General features: G+C 75.6%; 17 protein-coding genes. 3 read left to right on the top strand and 14 right to left on the bottom strand.

Annotated features, from left to right (window positions below; genetic code table 11):
• Nucleotides 1-11: 11 nt before the first annotated feature.
• From ACFYPD_RS07420 to ACFYPD_RS07400, 5 genes are all read right to left on the bottom strand, one after another.
• Nucleotides 12-2,492 carry an ABC transporter permease gene (locus ACFYPD_RS07420; RefSeq protein WP_387110005.1) on the bottom strand — a complete coding sequence of 827 codons (2,481 nt, stop codon included), beginning with the start codon at nucleotides 2,490-2,492 and terminating at the stop codon, nucleotides 12-14.
• 5 nt (nucleotides 2,493-2,497) lie between these two features.
• On the bottom strand, nucleotides 2,498-3,262 hold the full coding sequence (locus ACFYPD_RS07415) for an ABC transporter ATP-binding protein (protein WP_387110003.1): 765 nt from the start codon (nucleotides 3,260-3,262) through the stop codon (nucleotides 2,498-2,500).
• A 148-nt stretch (nucleotides 3,263-3,410) separates the two neighbouring features.
• Nucleotides 3,411-4,076 (bottom strand): response regulator transcription factor, encoded by a 666-nt coding sequence (locus ACFYPD_RS07410; protein WP_151460504.1) that lies wholly within the window; start codon nucleotides 4,074-4,076, stop codon nucleotides 3,411-3,413.
• Nucleotides 4,073-5,296 (bottom strand): sensor histidine kinase, encoded by a 1,224-nt coding sequence (locus tag ACFYPD_RS07405; protein ID WP_387110001.1) that lies wholly within the window; start codon nucleotides 5,294-5,296, stop codon nucleotides 4,073-4,075. The genes ACFYPD_RS07410 and ACFYPD_RS07405 overlap by 4 nt, the downstream gene beginning before the upstream one ends.
• A gap of 39 nt (nucleotides 5,297-5,335) precedes the next feature.
• Nucleotides 5,336-5,572: a GntR family transcriptional regulator gene (locus ACFYPD_RS07400; RefSeq protein WP_387109999.1), complete on the bottom strand. Its 237-nt coding sequence runs from the start codon at nucleotides 5,570-5,572 to the stop codon at nucleotides 5,336-5,338.
• 310 nt (nucleotides 5,573-5,882) lie between these two features.
• Here ACFYPD_RS07400 and ACFYPD_RS07395 point away from each other — a divergent pair, with 310 nt between their 5' ends.
• Nucleotides 5,883-6,167 carry a hypothetical protein gene (locus ACFYPD_RS07395; RefSeq protein WP_387109997.1) on the top strand — a complete coding sequence of 95 codons (285 nt, stop codon included), beginning with the start codon at nucleotides 5,883-5,885 and terminating at the stop codon, nucleotides 6,165-6,167.
• A 38-nt stretch (nucleotides 6,168-6,205) separates the two neighbouring features.
• Here the strand turns inward: ACFYPD_RS07395 and ACFYPD_RS07390 are convergent, their stop codons facing one another.
• A complete protein-coding gene (locus tag ACFYPD_RS07390) occupies nucleotides 6,206-6,889 on the bottom strand; it encodes a DUF305 domain-containing protein (RefSeq protein WP_387109995.1) in 684 nt (227 codons plus the stop codon).
• Between the two features lie 138 nt (nucleotides 6,890-7,027).
• Between ACFYPD_RS07390 and ACFYPD_RS07385 the strand changes: the two genes are divergently transcribed.
• A complete protein-coding gene (locus tag ACFYPD_RS07385) occupies nucleotides 7,028-8,479 on the top strand; it encodes an LVIVD repeat-containing protein (protein ID WP_387109993.1) in 1,452 nt (483 codons plus the stop codon).
• Between the two features lie 42 nt (nucleotides 8,480-8,521).
• Here the strand turns inward: ACFYPD_RS07385 and ACFYPD_RS07380 are convergent, their stop codons facing one another.
• The 7 genes from ACFYPD_RS07380 to ACFYPD_RS07350 form a co-directional block, all read right to left on the bottom strand.
• Complete coding sequence (locus tag ACFYPD_RS07380; protein WP_387109991.1) at nucleotides 8,522-9,514, bottom strand: linear amide C-N hydrolase; 993 nt, start codon at nucleotides 9,512-9,514, stop codon at nucleotides 8,522-8,524.
• Nucleotides 9,515-9,559: 45 nt separating this feature from the next.
• The gene (locus tag ACFYPD_RS07375; protein ID WP_387109989.1) at nucleotides 9,560-10,495 is read right to left on the bottom strand and encodes a PfkB family carbohydrate kinase; all 936 of its coding nucleotides are present in this window, start codon (nucleotides 10,493-10,495) and stop codon (nucleotides 9,560-9,562) included.
• 39 nt (nucleotides 10,496-10,534) lie between these two features.
• Nucleotides 10,535-11,008, bottom strand: coding sequence for a DUF1203 domain-containing protein (locus ACFYPD_RS07370; protein ID WP_387109987.1), 474 nt, complete (start codon nucleotides 11,006-11,008; stop codon nucleotides 10,535-10,537).
• Nucleotides 11,009-11,078: 70 nt separating this feature from the next.
• Complete coding sequence (locus ACFYPD_RS07365; RefSeq protein WP_387109985.1) at nucleotides 11,079-12,683, bottom strand: asparagine synthetase B family protein; 1,605 nt, start codon at nucleotides 12,681-12,683, stop codon at nucleotides 11,079-11,081.
• A 4-nt stretch (nucleotides 12,684-12,687) separates the two neighbouring features.
• Nucleotides 12,688-13,653, bottom strand: coding sequence for a hypothetical protein (locus ACFYPD_RS07360; RefSeq protein ID WP_387109983.1), 966 nt, complete (start codon nucleotides 13,651-13,653; stop codon nucleotides 12,688-12,690).
• Between the two features lie 107 nt (nucleotides 13,654-13,760).
• Nucleotides 13,761-14,546: an isocitrate lyase/phosphoenolpyruvate mutase family protein gene (locus tag ACFYPD_RS07355; protein WP_387109981.1), complete on the bottom strand. Its 786-nt coding sequence runs from the start codon at nucleotides 14,544-14,546 to the stop codon at nucleotides 13,761-13,763.
• Nucleotides 14,543-15,478, bottom strand: coding sequence for a cytochrome P450 (locus ACFYPD_RS07350; protein ID WP_387109979.1), 936 nt, complete (start codon nucleotides 15,476-15,478; stop codon nucleotides 14,543-14,545). Before ACFYPD_RS07350 ends, ACFYPD_RS07355 begins: the two co-directional genes overlap by 4 nt.
• A 121-nt stretch (nucleotides 15,479-15,599) precedes the next feature.
• Here ACFYPD_RS07350 and ACFYPD_RS07345 point away from each other — a divergent pair, with 121 nt between their 5' ends.
• The gene (locus ACFYPD_RS07345; protein ID WP_387109977.1) at nucleotides 15,600-16,133 is read left to right on the top strand and encodes a 2'-5' RNA ligase family protein; all 534 of its coding nucleotides are present in this window, start codon (nucleotides 15,600-15,602) and stop codon (nucleotides 16,131-16,133) included.
• Between the two features lie 72 nt (nucleotides 16,134-16,205).
• Here the strand turns inward: ACFYPD_RS07345 and ACFYPD_RS07340 are convergent, their stop codons facing one another.
• Nucleotides 16,206-18,425 carry a family 43 glycosylhydrolase gene (locus ACFYPD_RS07340; RefSeq protein ID WP_387109975.1) on the bottom strand — a complete coding sequence of 740 codons (2,220 nt, stop codon included), beginning with the start codon at nucleotides 18,423-18,425 and terminating at the stop codon, nucleotides 16,206-16,208.
• Nucleotides 18,426-18,540: the final 115 nt, after the last annotated feature.

Genomic DNA, 18,540 nt, shown 5'->3' with positions numbered 1-18,540 from the left:
GCGACCGGCGCTCACTCCGCGCCGAGGGCCGCCACCACCGGTCGGGACAGCGCCCGCCGGGCCGGCAGGATCGAGGCGGCCAGCGCGGCGACCACCGCGACCGCGACGATCAGGCCGAGCCGCCCCCAGGGCAGCACCAGGGTGAAGTCCCCGCCGATCCGGGCCAGCACGGCCATCCCGCCGGCGGCCACCCCGGTGCCCAACGCGACGCCGAGCAGCGTGCCGACCAGCGCGGTGAGCACCGCCTCGACGGCGAGCACCGCCCGCATCCCGCCGCGGGTCAGGCCCACGGCGCGCAGCACCGCGTTCTCCCGGGTCCGCTCCACCACCGAGAGGGTGAGCGTGTTCGCGAGGCCGACCAGCGCGATCACCACGGCCAGGCCGAGCAGCGCCGTGACGAAGCCGAGCACCAGGTCCACGGTGCCGGTAAGCATCTTCTTGTAGGCCGCCTGGTCCAGCAGGTTGACCGTCGGATAGCGGGTGAGCACCGACTCGACGGCGGCCCGGGCGGCGTCGGTGGAGACCCCGTCGGCGGGGTCCACCTCGGCCAGGTGGCCACGCTCGGCCGGGAAGAGGCGGGCGAAGTCGGCGTCGGCGACGTCCACCACGTGTCCGGCGGGCACCGGGCTGCCGGCCAGGGCCGGGTTGTCGTCGGCCACCACGGCGGCCACCCGGAACGACCCGCCGGCGAGCGAAACCGTGCTGCCCACCGACCAGCCGCGGGCCGCGGCCAGCTCGCGGTGCACCAGCACCGCGCCCGGACCCAGTGCGGCCGGGTCACCGGCGTCCACCGCGGACAGCGTCCGCCGGACCAGCGCCGGGTGGGCGGCCCGCACCTCGATCCCGTCGACCACCCGGCTGCGCTGCTCGTGCACCACGCCCAGCTCCGGCCGGGCGGCCAGCTCGCCGGCCAGCGGCGCCGGCAGGTCCCCACCGATCCCGGTGACCACGAAGTCCACCCCGATCTGCGCGTCCACGGCGCGCTCGATGCCCGCCTTCGCGCTGCCCGCGCCGACCACGAACGCGGAGACCAGGCCGATGCCGATGACCATGGCCGTGGCGGTGGCCGCCACCCGGCGCGGGTTGCGCACGGCGTTCGCCACGGCCAGCCCGGCCGGGACGCCGAGCAGCCGGCGGGCCGGCAGGCCGAGCACCCGGACCAGCGCCGGCACCAGCACCGGGCCGAACAGCACGATGCCGAGGAAGGCCAGCACCCCACCCGCGGCGACCAGCGGCACCTGGCCGATGGCCCCGGCGCCGACCAGGGCGGCCACCCCGGCGGCGAGGACCAGGGCTCCGGCCGCGAGCCGGACCCGACCGGCCCGCCCCGCGGGCTGCACGGCGGCGTCGGTCAGCGCGGCCACCGGCGCGACCCGGGTGCCCTGCCAGGACGGCACGGCGGCGGCCACCACGGTCAGCAGCGTCCCGAGCCCGAGGGAGAGCAGCACCGTCCGGGCGGTGACCGTGACCGTGCCGGCGACCGGCGCGTCCAGGGTGGACAGCAGCGCGCCCAGGCCCGCGGCCAGGCCCACCCCGGCCAGCACCCCTGCCGCCGAGGCGAGCAGCCCGGTCAGCGCCGCCTCGCCGAGGGCGGCCCGGTAGATCTGCCCCCGGGTGGCGCCGACCAGCCGCAGCAGCGCGGTCCGCCGGGACCGCTGGGCGAGCACGATGGCGAAGGTGTTGGCGATCACGAAGCCGGCGACCACCACCGCCACCGCGGCGAAGGTGCCCAGGAACAGCTCGAACTGCCGCCGGTCGCGGACCGCGTCCGCGACGGCCTCGTCGAGGATCGCCGTGCGGTCCCGGACCACGACCTTCGGCCCGACCGCCGCGCGGACCCGGTCGGCGAGCGCCGCCCGGTCCACGCCGGGCCGCGCGGCCACCATGATCCGGCCGTAGCCGCGCTCCCCGCCCACGACCAGCGCGTCCGGGCCGGCCAGGCCGATGAATGGGCCGCCGACGTCGCGCGAGCTGCCGGCCACGTCGACGGTGCCGACCAGGGTGTACGGCCGGGCCGGCCCGCCGTTCCCGCCGACCCGCACCGGGCTGCCGAGGGCGAAGCGCTGGTCGGCGACGGTCTCCTCGTCGAGCACCAGCTCGCCGGCCCGCTGCGGCAGCCGCCCGGCGACGACGTCGTACGACTGGAGGGCCGGGTCGGTCGGGATCGCGGCGAGCACGGCGTAGCCGAGCACCGGCCGCCCGTCGGCGCCCACCACCCCGGCGGTGCCGGTCAGCTCCCCCTCGGCGGCGGCCACCCCGTCGACCGCGCGCACCCGGTCGACCAGGGCCGGCGGCAGCGGGGCCGTGCCGGCGTACGCGGCCAGGTCGGTGTGCCGGTCGAAGGCGCCGGCCCGCTCGTACGCCCCGGCGCGCATGCCGTCGGTGAGCATCAGGGTGCCGGCGACGAAGGCGACGCCGAGGACGATCGCCAGCGAGGAGAGCAGCAGGCGCAGCCCGTCGGAGCGGACCTGGCGCAGGGTCAGGCGCAGCATCCCGGTCACCGCCCCACCAGCGGCGTGCCGGCCTCGAGCCTGGTGAGCGCGTCGAGGACCTGGCCGGCGGTCGGGGCGTGCAGCTCGTCGACCAGCCGCCCGTCGGCGAGGAAGACCACCCGGTCGGCGTGGGCGGCGGCCTTCGGGTCGTGGGTCACCATGACCACGGTCTGACCCAGCGTGTCCACCGCCTCGCGGAGCAGCCGCAGCACCTCCGCGCCGGAGCGCGAGTCCAGGTTGCCGGTGGGTTCGTCGGCGAAGATCACCCAGGGCCGGGTGACCAGGGCCCGGGCCACGGCGACCCGCTGCTGCTGGCCGCCGGAGAGTTCGGCGGGCCGGTGCCGGAGGCGGTCGGCGAGGCCCACCGCGGTCACCACCTGGCGCAGCCACTCCGGGTCGGGCCGCCGGCCGGCGATGGCCAGCGGCAGCACGATGTTCTCCTCGGCGGTGAGGGTGGGCAGCAGGTTGAACTTCTGGAAGACGAAGCCGATCCGGTCCCGGCGCAGCCCGGTCAGCCGGCGGTCGTCCAGGCGGGCGAGGTCGGCGTCGCCGATGCGCACGCTGCCGGCGGACGGCCGGTCCAGGCCGGCGAGGCAGTGCAGCAGGGTGGACTTGCCGGAGCCGGACGGGCCCATCACGGCGGTGAACCGGGCGGCGGCCAGGTCGAGGTCGACGCCGTCGAGGGCGACGACCCGGGACAGCCCGGCGCCGTACTCCCTGCGCAGCTCACGGGCGGTGACGGCGACGCCGGTGGTGGTGGTTGCGGACAACGTGGTGCTCCTGTCGGACGGCTCCTGAAGACCCTTCCGACGCTAGGTGCGGCACCCCGCCGATGATCTCCACCTGCGCGCTCGACCTCGGTACGCCGGTGGTCGCCCCCGACCGGGTGGACCCGTACGACCCAGGTCGTACGCCGGGTCAGCCGCCCGGGGTGACCAGCCCGCTCTCGTACGCCAGCACCACGGCCTGGACCCGGTCGCGGAGCTGGAGCTTGGCCAGGATCCGGCCGACGTGGGTCTTCACGGTCGCCTCGGCGACGTGCACCCGGGCGGCGATCTCGGCGTTGGAGAGCCCCTGCGCGACGAGCAGCAGCACCTCCCGCTCCCGCTCGGTGAGCTGGGCCAGCCGCGGGTCCTCGGTGGGCGCCGGCCCGAGCTGCCCGGCGAACCGGTCGAGCAGCCGCCGGGTGATCGACGGGGCCACCACCGAGTCGCCCTCGGCGACCACCCGGATCGCGGCGAGCAGATCCTCCGGCGGCACGTTCTTGAGCAGGAAGCCGCTGGCCCCGGCGCGCAGCGCGGCGAACGCGTCGGCCTCGGTGTCGAAGGTGGTGAGCACCAGCACCCGGGGGCGGCGCTCGGCCGGCCGGGCGCAGATCCGCTTCGTCGCCTCCACGCCGTCCATGGTCGGCATCCGCAGGTCCATCACCACCACGTCGGCCTCGACCCGGTCCAGCACCCGCAGGGCGTCCGCGCCGTCGATCGCCTCGCCGACCACCGCGAGGTCGGGCTGGGAGTCGAGCACCATCCGGAACCCGGCGCGCACCAGCGCCTGGTCGTCGACGATCACCACCCGGACGGTCATGCCGCCGCCTTCCCTTCCTCGGTGCCCGACGCCGACGGTAGCGGCAGCCGCGCCTCGACCCGCCAGCCCCCGCCCAGCGTGGGGCCGGCGGCGAGGCTGCCGTCGTACACGCCGACCCGCTCGCGCATGCCGACCAGGCCGTGCCCGCCGGACGGCGCCGGCCGGACCACGGGACGGCCGCGCCCGTCGTCGACCGCCCGGACCACGACGGAGTCCGCGGACCAGTCGAGGCGCAGCTCGACCGCCGCGCCCACGCCGGCGTGCTTGAGCGCGTTGGTGAGACTCTCCTGCACCACCCGGTAGACGGTCAGTTCCAGCCCGGGCGGCAGGGCGACGGCCGTGCCGGTGGCGGTGTCGGTGATCCGCAGGCCGGCGACGCGGAAGCGGTCCAGCAGGTCGGGCAGCTCGACCAGGGCGGGCCGCCGGTGCGCCGGCTCGGCGTCGAGAGCGCCGCCGGGCTCGGCCGGCTCCGGCCGGCTCGGTTCCCGGAGTACGCCGACGAGACGCCGCATCTCCTCCAGCGCCTGCCGGCCGGTGTCCGCCACGACCTTGGCCGCCTCCCGGGCAGTGGCCGGGTCGCGGTCGATGGTGAACCGGATTCCGTCGGCCTGCACGATCATGACGGCCATGCTGTGCGCGACGACGTCGTGCAGCTCGCGGGCGATCCGGGTGCGTTCCTCGGCGACCGCCGCCCGGGCCTCGGCCTCCCGCTCGCGTTCCAGGGTGGTGGCCCGCTCCTCCAGGCTCACCACGTAGAGCCGGCGGGTCCGCACGTTCAGCCCGACCAGCCAGACCGCGCCGGTGACCAGGCCGTAGTAGAGAGCACCGGCCCACCAGGGCGCCGGACCGGGCATCTGGGCGGCGGCGAGCAGCACGCCGATCGCGGCGACGATCCCGGCCAGGACGCCGTCGCGCAGCCGGTCGGCGTACTTCACCACGCTGTAGAGGGCGATGAGCACGCCGATGTCGTAGGCCAGCGGGCCCCAGCCCACGACCACCTGGAGCAGCGCGAGCACGGCCACCCCGGCCGCCACCGCCGACGGGTGGATCCGCCGGAACAACAGGACCAGCGCCATCACCAGGCCGACGGCGGTTTCCGCGACACCCCCGTGCTCGGCGAAGATCCCCAGGACGGCGGAGAAGGCCACCAGCCCCGAGACGGCGACGTCGAACGCGACGCTGCGCAGCGGGCGGCCGAAGACGATGCGCTCCACGGTCACCCAGGGTACGGGCTGGCGCGCACGTCCATGCTTACCGCGTCACGACCGCTCGGCGACGAAGACGCCGAGACCCTGGTGTCCGTAGAGTTCGCCGGTCTCGATCAGGATCGTGATCGCCTGCCGGACGGTGGACTGGCTGCCGACCTCATAGATGTCGGCCAGCGCCTTGGTCGACGGCAGCTTGTGCCCCGGCGGCCACTCGCCCGAGGCGATGCGACCCCTGATGTCGGCGATGATCCGCCGATAGTGCGGCTCGAACTTCCGTGGTGCGGACATGCGAAGTACTCCCAGCTAGGCACGCCCATCTGATCATGCCATGCGGGAGGACTTCAAGAGCATCGTTGACTTTACCAGTATTGTCGGTATGGTTCGTGAGCGAGGAGGCTCCCAGCTAGGCACTGCGGCGTCACCTCTCGGAGCGGCGTCCGGCGGCCCGGCCGTCCCGCTGCTCCGACCACAGCCCCGGCACCAGATGCCACCGACCGGCCCGGGGCGGGTGCCGGGCTCCGACCGGCTCGGGCGCGCGGTCGCGCCGGCCGTCCCCGCCCGCCTCGGCACCGCCCCTCCGTCGCTCCCAGGGAGAGCCATGAACACCACGGACGCACCGCCCGAGCCGCGCTGGATCATCCATCTGCCCACGACACTCACCCGGCTCGCCGAGGCCACCGCGCTCGCCGTCGCGCTGCGCGACTCGCTGGGCCACATTCCCGCCATCGACTTCGGCGAGACCACACTCAGCGAGGAGGACCGCCAGTTCGTGCGTACCCGGATCTGGTGCGACGCCCGGCTGCCCGGCGACGCCCGCTGCCCCCGCCCGGCCGACCACGACGGCGCCTGCGGCAGCGCGATCCCCCAGATCTTGGCGACTTAGCGTTCGGAGCGAACGGAAAGTCTCCAAGATCGGGCGGCTCAGGGGGCGATCAGCTCGCGGAGGCGGGTGATCTCGGCGGACTGCTCGACGGCGACGGCATTGGCGAATTCCTGCAGGGTCTGGTCCGCGCCGACCTTGAGCAGGTCGGTGGACATGATGACCGCGCCCTCGTGGTGCGCGGTCATCATCCGCACGAAGAGGCGGTCGAAGTCGGCGCCCCGGGCGGCGGCGAGCTGCCGCATAGCCTCGGCGGACTGCATGCCGCGCATCGTGCCGTGGTCGTGACCGGGGACCTCGGCGGGCAGTCCGCGGGTGCCCAGCCAGCCGCGCAGCACCCCGATCTCGGGCCCCTGGGCCGCCCGGATGCGGTCGGCGACGGCGCGCACCCGGGGGTCGGCGGCCCGGTCGGGGGCGAGGTTCGCCATCTCCACCGCCTGCTGGTGGTGCGGGATCATCATCCGGACGTACCAGACGTCGAGGCCGTTGTAGCGGGGCGGGGCCGCGTCCCGGACCTCCTGGGCGGCGCGGGTGGCCGCCGGCTCCCCCGGCCGGCCAGGCACGACGACGGGTGGCGCGTCGACCGGTGGCACAGCGGTGGTGGTGGCGGACGGGCCGGCCGCGGGTCGGCTGTCCCCCCGCCGGGCCAGCGCCACGCCGGCGACGACCAGGAGCACCGCCAGCGCTGTGACGGCGAGCCAGACACGTCCCTGCCGGCCGGTCATACGACACTCCCTCCGGTCGAGGTGAGAGCGATCCTATCCATAGACAATCCTGCCTGAATGTGATCGGCATCACATTGATGAATGTCATCGACCGGTAAGGTGTGGAAAATCATCATCCCCTTTCGGAGGGTGCCGCCGATGATCAGCATCCGTACGTCCCGAACCCGGATCGTCAGCCTCGCCGCCGCCGGCCTGCTCCTCGCCGGCGTCGTCACCGCCCCACCCAGCAGCGCCCAGGAAATCCCCCGGGCGCAGGCCGCACCGGCCACCGTGGACAGCGCCGTCCCCGGGGTCGACGAGGTCTCCAGCAGCCCCAACCTGCGCCAGGTCGCCAACCTGCCGAAGCAGGCGCCGTTCGACACGTCCGCGGCGTTCGGCACCGACATCGCGTTCCAGGGCCGGTACGCCTTCGCCGGCAACTACGACGGTTTCGTCATCTACGACGTCTCCCGGCCGAGCGCGCCGACGATCGTGTCGCAGGTGCTCTGCCCCGGCTCCCAGAACGACGTCTCGGTCCACGATGACCTGCTGTTCCTGTCCACCGACTCCTCCCGCAGCGACGACTCGTGCAACAGCGTCGCCCAGCCCGCCTCCGAGGCGGGGTCGTGGGAGGGCATCAAGATCTTCGACATCAGCGACAAGCGCAGCCCGCGCTACATCAAATCGGTGGAGACCGCCTGCGGCTCGCACACCCACACGCTGGTGCCGGGTAAAGACCGCCGGACCGTCTACCTGTACGTCTCGTCGTACAGCCCGCGGGCCGAGTTCCCGGACTGCCAGCCGCCGCACGACTCGATCTCCATCGTGAAGGTGCCGCTGCGGACGCCGACCGACGCCGCCGTGGTGGCCACCCCGAACCTCTTCCCGGACGGCGGCTACCCGGGCATCCCGGGTGAGAAGTCGGCCACCACCGGCTGCCACGACATCACCGCGTACCCGGCGAAGGACATCGCCGCCGGCGCCTGCATGGGCGACGGCATCCTGCTCGACATCGCGAACCGCGAAGCGCCGCGGGTGCTCGAGCGGGTCCGGGACACCGAGAACTTCGCCTTCTGGCACTCGGCGACCTTCAACAACTCCGGCACCAAGGTGGTCTTCACCGACGAGCTGGGCGGCGGTGGCGCCGCGACCTGCAACGAGGCCACCGGGCCGAACCGCGGCGCGGACGCCATCTACGACCTCACCGGTCGCGGCGACAACCGCCGGCTGGAGTTCCGCAGCTACTACAAGATCCCCCGGGCCAACGCCGACACCGAGAACTGCGTGGCGCACAACGGCTCCCTGGTGCCGGTGCCCGGTCGCGACATCATGGTCCAGGCCTGGTACCAGGGTGGCATCTCGGTCTGGGACTTCACCGACTCCCGGCACCCCAAGGAGATCGCCTTCTGGGAGCGGGGTCCCCTGGACGCCGGTCAGCTCCGCACCGGCGGCTCCTGGTCGGCCTACTGGTACAACGGCCACATCTACTCCAGTGACATCCAGAAGGGCCTGGACGTGCTGGAGCTGCGCGATCCGCGTACCTGGGTGGCCCGGCTGATCCGGGTGCCCGAGCTGAACGTGCAGACCCAGACGGGCTACCTGAGCTGGTGACCCGCCGGCCGGGCCCGGCCCCCGTCGGGGGTCGGGCCCGGCTCAGCTCATCGGCAGGCGGTAGTCGCGCTCGCCACCGCCCGCGGCGACCAGCCGCACCTCGCCGGTGCGCAGCCCGTACGTCACGGACCAGCGGGTGTGCGGCTGCCGCACGGCGTCGAGCAGGCGCAGCGCCGCCGGGGCGTCCACCGCGCCGCCGGCCCGGTCCAGCGCCTCGGCCAGCACCCCGTAACGGTGGTCGTTGCGCAGGTCCCGGTCGGCCACCCCGACGGCCGGCACGTTGGTCAGCGCCTGCCAGGCGCCCCGGCCCTTCTCGGCCCGCATCCCGCCGTCCACGAACTCGACCACGGCGGACGCCCCGCCGGCGTCGGCGATCAGGTAATGCAGCGGCGGGCCGCCCTCGAAGTCCAGGTTGTAACGCCCGAACACGGCGATCGCCTCGTCCACCGTGGCGGCGGAGTCCAGCACCAGGCGCAGGACGCGCACCGAGCCGATGGTGGGCCGGCCCGGCACCGGCTCGGCGGTCGCGCCGTCGTCGGCGGCCAGCCCGACGGCCAGGCCCCGCTCGTTCATGCCGTCGAAGGGCAGCAGCGGCGCGTTCAGCAGCCGGCGGTCGCCGGCCGGATCGGCCGTGACCCCGAGGTAGGAGATGTCCACCAGGGAGATCGAGGCATAGCCGTCCGGCGGGTCGGTGCGCAGCACCAGCGCGGGGTTCGCGTCCCAGTCGAAGTTGCGGGCGAACAGCGGCCGGTTCCGGTCCCCGCCGGCGGCGAAGAGCGAGCAGCCGAACGGGGTCGCCTGCGGGGTGCCCGCGACGCCGACGGTGGGGTCGTAGTCGCCGACGTAGGTCATCTCGTACAGGGGCAGGTCGTCGACCCGGCGCAGGCTGGCCAGGGTCTGCTCGACCTGGCCGGCGTCCTGCCGGGAGGCGGTCGGCGTGCCGGCCCCGGCCGGCACGGCGGGCCGGCGGCTCTCGGCGCAGCCGGTGGTCACGAGGAGCAGCGCGAGCCCGGTGGCGAGCAGGGTCCTCCGCATGCCCGCGACGCTAGAAGAGGCGGCGACGGTTGTCCATCGGGGACATCAGCGGTCGGGGATCCGGGCCAGCTGCGCCTCGATCGCCTCCCGGGTGAGGGCGGGCCGACCCCCGACGTGGCCGACGGTCGCGCCGGCCGCCGCGACCGCGTACCGGGCGATCCGGGGGTACGGGTCGTCGCGGAGCAGGCCGGCCGTGACGGCGGCGACGAAGGCGTCCCCGGCCCCGGTGCTGTCCACCGTGGGCGTCTCGCTCAGCGGCACGAACAACTCCCCGTCCGGCCAGACGAAGGCGTTCCCCTCCCCCGCCACCTCGACCGCGACCAGCGCCGGCCCCCGGGCGGCCAGCTCCCGGCCGGCGCCCAGGCCCGCCTCGGCGTCCTTCGGCGGGTCGCCGCCCAGCAGCAGGCCGGCCTCCCGCGCGTCGGCCCGCAGCACGTCCGCCCGGGACAGCAGCTCCGCCGCGCCGTCCGGGTCGTCCGGCGCCCCGTCGAGCACCACGAGCCGGCCGGCGTCACTGGCGTGCCGGACCGCCGCGAGCGCCGCCGGCAGCGGCTGCTGGAGCTGGACGACCACGGCGCGGGCGGCCCGCAGCATCCCGGCGGCGCCGGTCACGTCCGCCTCGGTGAGCAGGGTCGCCTCGGGGATGTCCTCCAGGTACCGCCAGCGGCCCCGGCCGTCCACCACGTCCACGATCAGCGCGCTCGGCGTGTCCGGCCGGCGCAGCACCGGCGCGACGTCGATGCCGTCGCTGCGGGCCCGGCCCAGCAGCCGGTCACCGACCTCGTCCTCGCCGACCACGCCGAGCAGCCCGACCCGCACGCCGAGCTGGGCCAATCCGACGGCCTGGTTGGCACCCTTGCCGCCGAGCAGTTCCCGCCGGCAGCGCACCGGGGCCGTCCCGGACGGGCCGGGCACCTCGTCCACCCGCAGCACGAGGTCCCGGGCCACCTGCCCCACCACGATCGCGTCCAGTCCGGTCATGCCGGGCTGATACCCGGGCCGCCGCCGGTCACGCCCGGCTCAGCCGCGGACCACGGTGAACATGTAGCAGCCGTACACCACGTTGCGGCTGTGCAGGCGATCCACCGTGGGGTCGGCCAGCAGTTCGGCGACGACCGCCTCCGGGTCGTCGCCGTCGTGCCGCCGGCCGCCGACGATCCGGCCCCGCCGGTCGTACGCCCGCAGCACCTGGGGTCGCCCCCGCCAGTCGGCCGGATACGCCGTCACGTCCGCCGGGCCGGGGCAGTCGGCCGCGTGCGCGAAGATCGGCCCCACCTCCCGGTACGGGCCGGGCGGCAGCTGCGGGGCGTACCCGAAGAGCAGCAGCGACTCGCCCGGGGCGGCGTCGCGGAGGCAGCAGCGCAGCGGCTCGCCGCCCTCGGCGCAGCACCGCTCGGGCGGCTGGCCGGAGGCGTCGCGGCCGGACCGCCGCACCTCGGCCAGCACCTCGGCGGGCACGGGTTGGATCAGGTACCTGGTGCGCGTCCTCGTCATGCGTCCAGCCTGGCCCGGCCGGCGGCCGATGGCTGGCGGCGATCGGACCTCGCGTGGTCGAGGCTCGGGGTCACGGACGGGACGCGACGCGACGCACGACGCGCGGGCCGACCATGCGCCGGACCACCGGCACGGCGTTCCACTTCGCCGCGCCGACCAGGTCCCGGGCGTGCTCCAGCACCGTGTAGTCGGGGCGGGCCAGCCCGTCGGCGATGGCCCGGTCCAGGTCGTTGCCGCACCGGGTGAGCACGCTGTCGAAGTCGCGCCGGACGGGTTCGAGCAGCTGGTAGCCGAAGGATCGGTGCAGCCGGGCGAAGAGCGGCTTGTAGAGCCGGGCCCGCTCGTGCAGCCCCGACGAGTACGACATCGGGTTCTTCGGCCGGCGCCGGATGTAGTCGGGCAGCAGGTCGGCGAAGGCCCGCCGGACGATCCACTTCTCCTGCCCGTCGCGCAGCTTGAGGTCCAGCGGCAGCCGCTTGGCCAGCTCGACCACGCTGAGGTCGAGGAAGGGCACCCGGGCCTCCACGCCGTGCCCCATGCTGGCCCGGTCCACCCGCTGCAGCTCGGTCCGGCACAGGTTGCGGATCTTGTGGAGGAAGAGCCGGCGGGACCGCTCCGGGCCGACCTGGTGGTACATCGGGTAGCCGCCGAACAGCTCGTCGGAGCCGTCGCCGGTGAGCACCACCTTGACGCCCAGCTCCCGCAGCCGCCGGAAGATCGGCACGGAGACCACGGCGTTGATGATGTCGCCGTACTCGGTCAGCTCGGAGATCCGGATCGCCTCGCGTACGTCGGCCAGCCGGATGTCGCGCGGGCGCAGCTCGATCACCTCGTGCGGCACGCCCAGGTCGGCGGCGAGCCGCCGGGCGTACGCCACGTCCGGGCTGTCCGGCACGCCGACCGTGACCGCCACGCAGTCCGGGTGCAGCCGGGTGGCGTGCAGCAGGGCCAGCGAGCTGGCCAGACCGCCGGAGAGCACCACCCCGACGGTCAGGTCGGTGTCCAGCCGTACCCGCATGCTGTCGGTGAGCGCGACCCGGACGAGCAGGGCGGCCTCGTCCGGGTCGTCGATCACCGGCAGCCCGGCGCCGAGGGTGAGCAGGTCGACGTACGGGCTCAGCCGGACGGGCCCGTCGGGCTCGGCCCAGCCGTGGTGCCCCGGCGGCACCTCACTGATCGGCGCGCCGTGCCCGACCAGCGCCTTCACCTCCGAGGCGACGTGCAGGCAGCCCGGGCCGCGCGACCAGTAGAGCGGCTTCACCCCGAGCGGGTCCCGGGCCAGGTAGGCCCGGCCGGTGGCCCGCTCCACCACGGCGAAGGCGTACTCGCCGCGCAGCCGGCGGACCGCCTCCGCACCCCACTGCCGGAAGGCGGTGAGCACCACCTCGGTGTCGCCCGTGGTGCGGAACTCGTGCCCGAGCCGCGTCAGCTCCGCGCGCAGCTCGTGGTGGTTGAAGACCTCGCCGTTGTAGCAGAGGACGTGCCGCTCGTCGGGCGAGACCCACGGCTGCACCGCCCGCTCGCGGTCCACCACCCGCAACCGGCGTACGCCGGCGAGCAGGCCGTCCTCCTGCCGCGTCTCGGTCACCTCGCCGCGCGGGGCGAGGACGGCCAGCATCCGCCGGAAGAGGGCCGGATCGGCCTCGGGGCCGATGCTCAGCGCGATCCCGCACATCCGCTCACATCCCCATCTCGGCCTCGTAGGCGCGCCGGAACCGGCGGCGGGCGACGGGCGCGAGGCAGAGGTGCCAGGCCTGGCCCTCGTCGACCACGTTGATCTCACCGGCCTCCTGCCGGGCCAGCAGCAGCTCGGCGAGGACGTCCCGGGCGCCGAACCGTCCGTACCACTCCAGCTCCACGTCGGCCGCCCAGCCGAGGCAGTGCCCGCTGGGCACCAAGGCGGCGTAGCCGAGCCGGCGCAGCCGGTACTGGTGCTCGGCGCTGCGCGCGAGGCTGGTCACCCAGAGCGCCGGGGTGCCGGGCCCGACCGCCGCGGCGAACTCCCGGCCCACGTCGTTGAGCAGCGCGATCACCTCGCGCCGCGCCCGGCGGAACCGCAACCCGGCGGTACGCGGGGTGGCGTCCGGGCGCAGCCTCCGCTGGACCGCGCGCAGCCCTCGACCGAGGGCCGTGGCGGGCTGCTGCTGGTAGCGGAAGGCGAGCAGCCCGCGCCGGCGCAGCCACTCCAGGTCGACCAGGTCGGTGCTGGTGTCGACCTGGCCGTCGGTGAGGAAGGTCCCGGTGTCCCGCCACCACATCACGTCGATCCGGGAGAGCAGGTAGATCCGGACCAGCGCGGTGAGGTCGTGCGCCGAGCTGCGGGTGTTCGGCTGGTATCTGGCCATCTCCAGCAGCAGGGTCTCCCGGGCGCCGACGAACCCCTGCGGGGTGGCGTCGAGGACGGCGGCGATGGCCGGCTCACGCAGCCGCTGGTCGAGCAGCACCTGGCGGGCCGTGGTCGACGGGGCGTCCGCCAGGGCGCCCACCTCGACCAGCAGCTCCGCCACCGCGGCCCGGTACGCGGCCAGGTCCGGCTCCCCGGGCCCGGTACGCGGGCCGGCGGCCGGGGGCAGTCGGCGGGCGGGGGCGGCGGAAGCGACGGCGGGCCCGGGCTGGTGGCCGGGGCTTCGGCTGGGCACTCGCATGGTCGGCCCCTCTCCGGGCAAGACACGGCGTAGTCGAACCTGAACACACCGTAATCGCCAGGATCGGCAGCTCCCTGAACAATCCTCCTATCTCTCCCCGAAGGTGCTCATCCCGACGAGAGGTCCTGCACCCAGGCGTAATCCGGTGCGGCCGGCAGGCCGGCGTCCCGGCCGGTGCGGACGGCGTCGGCCAGGTGCAGCGCCGCACCGAGGGCGGCGCGGAACAGCAGCGAGCCGGTGCTGACCCGGGCCACCCCGAGCCGGGCCAGCGCGCCCAGGTCCGGGCCGCCCGTCCGGTGCAGCACGTTGAGCGGCAGCCCCACCTCGGCCACCAGCGACCCGACGGTGTCGTCCGGGGCGCCCGGCGCGAACAGCCCGTCCGCGCCCGCCGCCCGGTACGCCGCCGCCCGGTCCAGCGCCGCCGGCAGCGGGTCGGGCACGCCCAGCCACCAGGCGTCGGTGCGGGCGTTGACGAACAGCCCCGGCACGGCCGCCTTCACCGCGGCGATCCTGGCGGCGGCGAGTTCCACCGGTGCGAGGGTGCCGTCCGGCCGGCCGTCCTCCAGGTTCACTCCCACCACGCCGAGCGCGGCCAGCTCGCCGACGTACCCGGCCACGGCCGCCGGATCGGCACTGAAACCGTCCTCGATGTCGACGGTGAGCAGCACCGGCAGGTCCCGAAGGCGGCGGGCCAGGTCGAGGGTGTCGTCGCGGGTTGCCCCGGTCCCGTCCGGCTTGCCGGCGGCCGCGGCCACCCCCAGGCTGGTGGTGCCCACGGCCGGGTGGCCGCGGGCGGCGAGCGCCGCGGCGGAGGCGTGGTCCCAGGCGTTCGGCAGCAACAGGGGCCGGCCCGGCCGGTGCAGGGCACGGAAGGCGGCGGCGCGGTCGGTCATCGGAGCACCTCGACCACGCCGGCGGCCAGGGCGAGGGCGTGCCGCTCGCCCGGACAGCCCCGCGGCCCGGCGCCGAAGGTCAGCGCCGCGACGTGTCGGCCGGGGCGGAACCGGTCCGGGTCCGCGTGGACGGCGGGGTCCCGGTTGGCCGCGTCGAAGCGGAGCAGCAGCACGGCTTCCGGGCCGATGTCCCGCCCGCCCAGGCGCACCGCGTCGGTCGCGACGCGGCGGGTGGCGCGCACCGGCGGGTCCAGGCGCAGCACCTCGGCCAGCAGGTCGGCGGTGTCGAGCGCGACCGGCGCGGCCAGCCCGTACCGGACGGCGGCGCCGATCAGCCCGGCGGTGGCGTCGGCGGCCTGCACCAGCAGCCCGATCCGGTTGGCGGCGGCCTCCGCGGGGGCCGGCGGCGACATCGCCAGCAGCGCGGCCACCGCCCGGTCGGCGCGCGCCACCACCGCCGGCTCGGCGCCCGGATGGTAGGCGGCGGCCACCGCGGTCACCGCCGGCACGGCCGCCGCCGGGTCGGCCAGGCCGAGCCGCGCCGCCAGCACCTCCAGGGGTACGCGCCGTGCCAGCCGGCCCATCACCTCCACCCGGTCCGCCTGCCCGGCCCCGGCCAGTCGGTCCAGCGTCTCGCCGGTCAGCCGGGCGGCGGCGGCGCGCAGCTCGTCCGGGTCGAGGTCGCGGAGCGCGGCCACCCCGAACGCGCGCCGGCCGGGATGCCGGTCCGGGGCGCTGAACCGGCTGACCGTCCCGCGCAGCCAGGCCAGGGTGCCCGGCGGCCCGCCGGGCGCGACCGGCACCACATAGCGGGGATCGGTCAGCACGGCGACGACCTCGGCGTGCCGGGTGACCACCCAGCCGTCGTCGACGGGCACCGGCGGCCCGCAGGCCGGCGTGTCAGGGGCGGGCGGGATCATCGGCCAACTCATCGCCCGACGGTATTGCCGGATCCCTTCGGCCCCGACCGAACGATCGCGCCGTCGCCCGCTCGCCCCGGCGGGCATTCCGCACCGGACGCCGCCACATACCGCCGACGACTAGCCTGACGGCGTGCGTACGGTCGAACTGCTCTGCTCGCCGGAGCTGGAGGAGGCGGTACGGGCGGCGTGGGACCGCCTCGCCGCCGCCGGCCTGCCCAGCCTGGCCCGCCACCCGCACCCGACCAACCGGCCGCACCTGACCCTCGCCTCGGTCGACGAGTTCCCGCCCGGCGCCGAGCAGCGCCTCGCCGACCTCTGCGACGCGGCGCTGCCGCTGCCGGCCCGGCTGGACCGGGTGGCGGTTCTCGACGGCAGCGCCCCGCTGGTCTGGCTGGTCCGCCCCACGCCGCAGCTGGTCGCCCTGCACGGCGCGGTCTGGGACGTGCTCGCCGGGGCGCCCGGGCCGCACCCGTGGCACCTGCCCGGGCGCTGGGTGCCGCACCTGAGCCTGGCGCTGCGGTTCCGCGACGCCGACCGCCGCCGGGCCCGGGCGGTCGCCGGACCGGACCGGCCGGGCGGGGAGTTCGTGGCCGCGCGCAGCTACGACAGCGACACCCGGACGGTCTGCGAGCTGACCGCGGCCTGCCCGCGCCCCGGCGCCTGACCGGGGCCGCCCGTCCCCGGACGACCCCGCCTGACCGGGGCCGCCCGCAGCCGGACGGCCCCGGTCGCACCGTCAGCGGTGGAACCGCAGGTAGTCGAACTCCGCGGTCAGCGCCGGGGTGGCGCCGCCGTGCGCGACCAGACCGATCCGGGGCGTGGTGTCGGCCGGGAAGGTCCAGACCGCGCCCCACGTCCAGTGCGCGCCGTCCCGGCTCGACCCGGCCCGGAACTCGTGCTCGCCGGTGACCCGGTCGATGTGGTGGGCCAGCCGCAGCCACGTCGTGGTGGCCGGGGTGCCGACGATGCTGCCGCCGTACACGGGCTGGCCGGCGAAGGGCAGCTCGTAGCCGTACTCGACCTGGCGGGTGTTCCAGATGGCCACCTGGGCGAGCCGGGCGAACCGGTCGTCGTCCACGTACGCCACCAGACCGGCCTGCTGGTAGTTGCGGACGACGTCCTCGCCCAGGTCGAGGGTCACCTTCGTCTCCGCGACGTAGTCGCCTGCGGGCGCGTCGCGCAGCAGCACCCCGGCGGTGTTGCCGGTGCCCACCAGGTCGGTCGACTCGACCGGCCAGCGCAGCGCGCCGCCGCTCACCGTGGCGGCCGGGTTCGGCCGTATCCACTGCCAGGCCGGGTCGAGCCCGTCGGAGAACTCGTCGGAGAACCGGGAGAGCACCGGACCGACCCGGGGCGGGGCGACCGGGTGCCGGACCGGGCGGTACAGCGCGGCCGCGCTGACGTTGTCGAACTCGGCCGTGCCGCCGTCGGCGCTCAGGGCGAGCGGGCCGGCCGCCGGCTTGGTGAGCTTCAGCGCCACCACGGCGAGCTGGTCGCCGAGGCGGGCCGGGCTCAGCTCGGCGACGAGCTGGCGGTCGCGTACCTCGACGGCCAGGTTGTGCCGGCCGGTGAGGTCGAGCCCGGCGGGCAGCGGCACGCTCGCCGTCGCGCCGCCGCTCTCCCGGGCGGTGAGCCGGCCGCCGCCGACGGTGACCTCCACCCGGCCGAGCCGCAGCCCGGCCGCGTCCGCGCCGGCGAGCCGCAGGTCGGCTTCGGCGCGTACGTCGCCGCCGAGCCCGGCCCGGGCGGTCAGCGTGCCGGTGCCGGCCAGCACGCCGCCGGTCACCCGCCAGTGGCCCCCGCCGCCCCGCCAGTCGCCGAGGTCGGCGGTGTCGAAGCGGGCGTCGATCCGGCCGTTGGTGACCGGCGCGGGCCGGGGGTCCTCGGAGGGGCCGGCGCCGGCGTTGACCGTGGGCCAACCGTCCACCCAGTCCAGGCGGTCCAGCAGCATCGGCCGCTCGTTGATCCCGAACGGCTCGTCCAGGTACGGGTCGGCCCGGTCGATCGCGTGGTAGGCGATCCAGTCCTGCCCGGACAGGTCGGTGAGCACGGCGTTGTGCCCGGTGCCGATCCACCGGTTGCCGTTCTGGGTGAGCACCGGGGTGCCGCCGGCCCGGGAGACGTCCAGCCGCTGGCCGTCCCGGTCCACGAACGGCCCGCGCGGGTCACGCGCCCGGCCGACCTGCACGGAGTAGCCGGTGGCCGGGCCGGCGCAGCAGTTCGCCGTGGAGGCGAACAGCCAGTACCAGCCGTCGTGGCGCAGCACGTAGCTGCCCTCGAACTTGTTGTCGACGGCGACCATGCTCGGCGTGCCGACGGCGCGCAGCCCGTCCGGCGAGAGTTCGGTGACCGAGATCCCGCCGTAGTAGCTGCCGAAGTAGAGGTACGACCGGCCGTCGGAATCGGTGAACTGGCTGGGGTCGATGGTCCAGAGGTAGCCGCCGCCCCCGCCCGGCCGCGGGGCGACCACGGGCGCGTCGGAGAACGTCCACGGTCCGGCCGGGGTGGGCGCGGTGGCCGCCCCGATCGCGGTGTCGAAGGTGTCGCCGGAGACGGTGGTGTCGGTGACGGTCACGTACATCACCCAGCGGTCGGCGACCCGGCGCACGTCGGGCGCCCAGAACGCGGCCCCGGGTGCGGCGAAGGACGGCCGCTGGTCGGGCGCGAAGGCGTCGCCCACGTAGGTCCAGTCGACCAGGTCGGCGGAGCGGGCGATCGGCACCCGGTGCGCCTGGCGTTCGCCCTCGCGCAGTGGGTCGGAGGTGCCGAAGGCGTACCAGAGGCCGTCGTCGCCACGGAGGACGGCCGGGTCGGCGAAGGTGTCGGCGAAGTCGGCCGAGACCGGGTTCCGGTAGCGGTCGGCCCCGGCGGCGGGCGCGCCCGCCGCGGCCGTGGACGTGGTCAGCAGCAGTGCGAGAGCGGCGGCGAGCACGCCGGCGCGGTGGAGGTGTCCCATCAGGCCTGCCTTTGGAGGTAGACGAAGGTCACTGCGGTGCCCCCGCTTTCTACAACGTTGGAGACAACGATGTAAAGAGCGACGCGCACGCGTCGGTGGGGACCGAACCGTTCCC

It is taken from the genome of Micromonospora sp. NPDC005299 (assembly GCF_042872345.1).
In the GTDB taxonomy this organism is placed as follows: Bacteria; Actinomycetota; Actinomycetes; order Mycobacteriales; family Micromonosporaceae; genus Micromonospora.
This window is presented reverse-complemented; position numbering and strand designations above follow the sequence as displayed.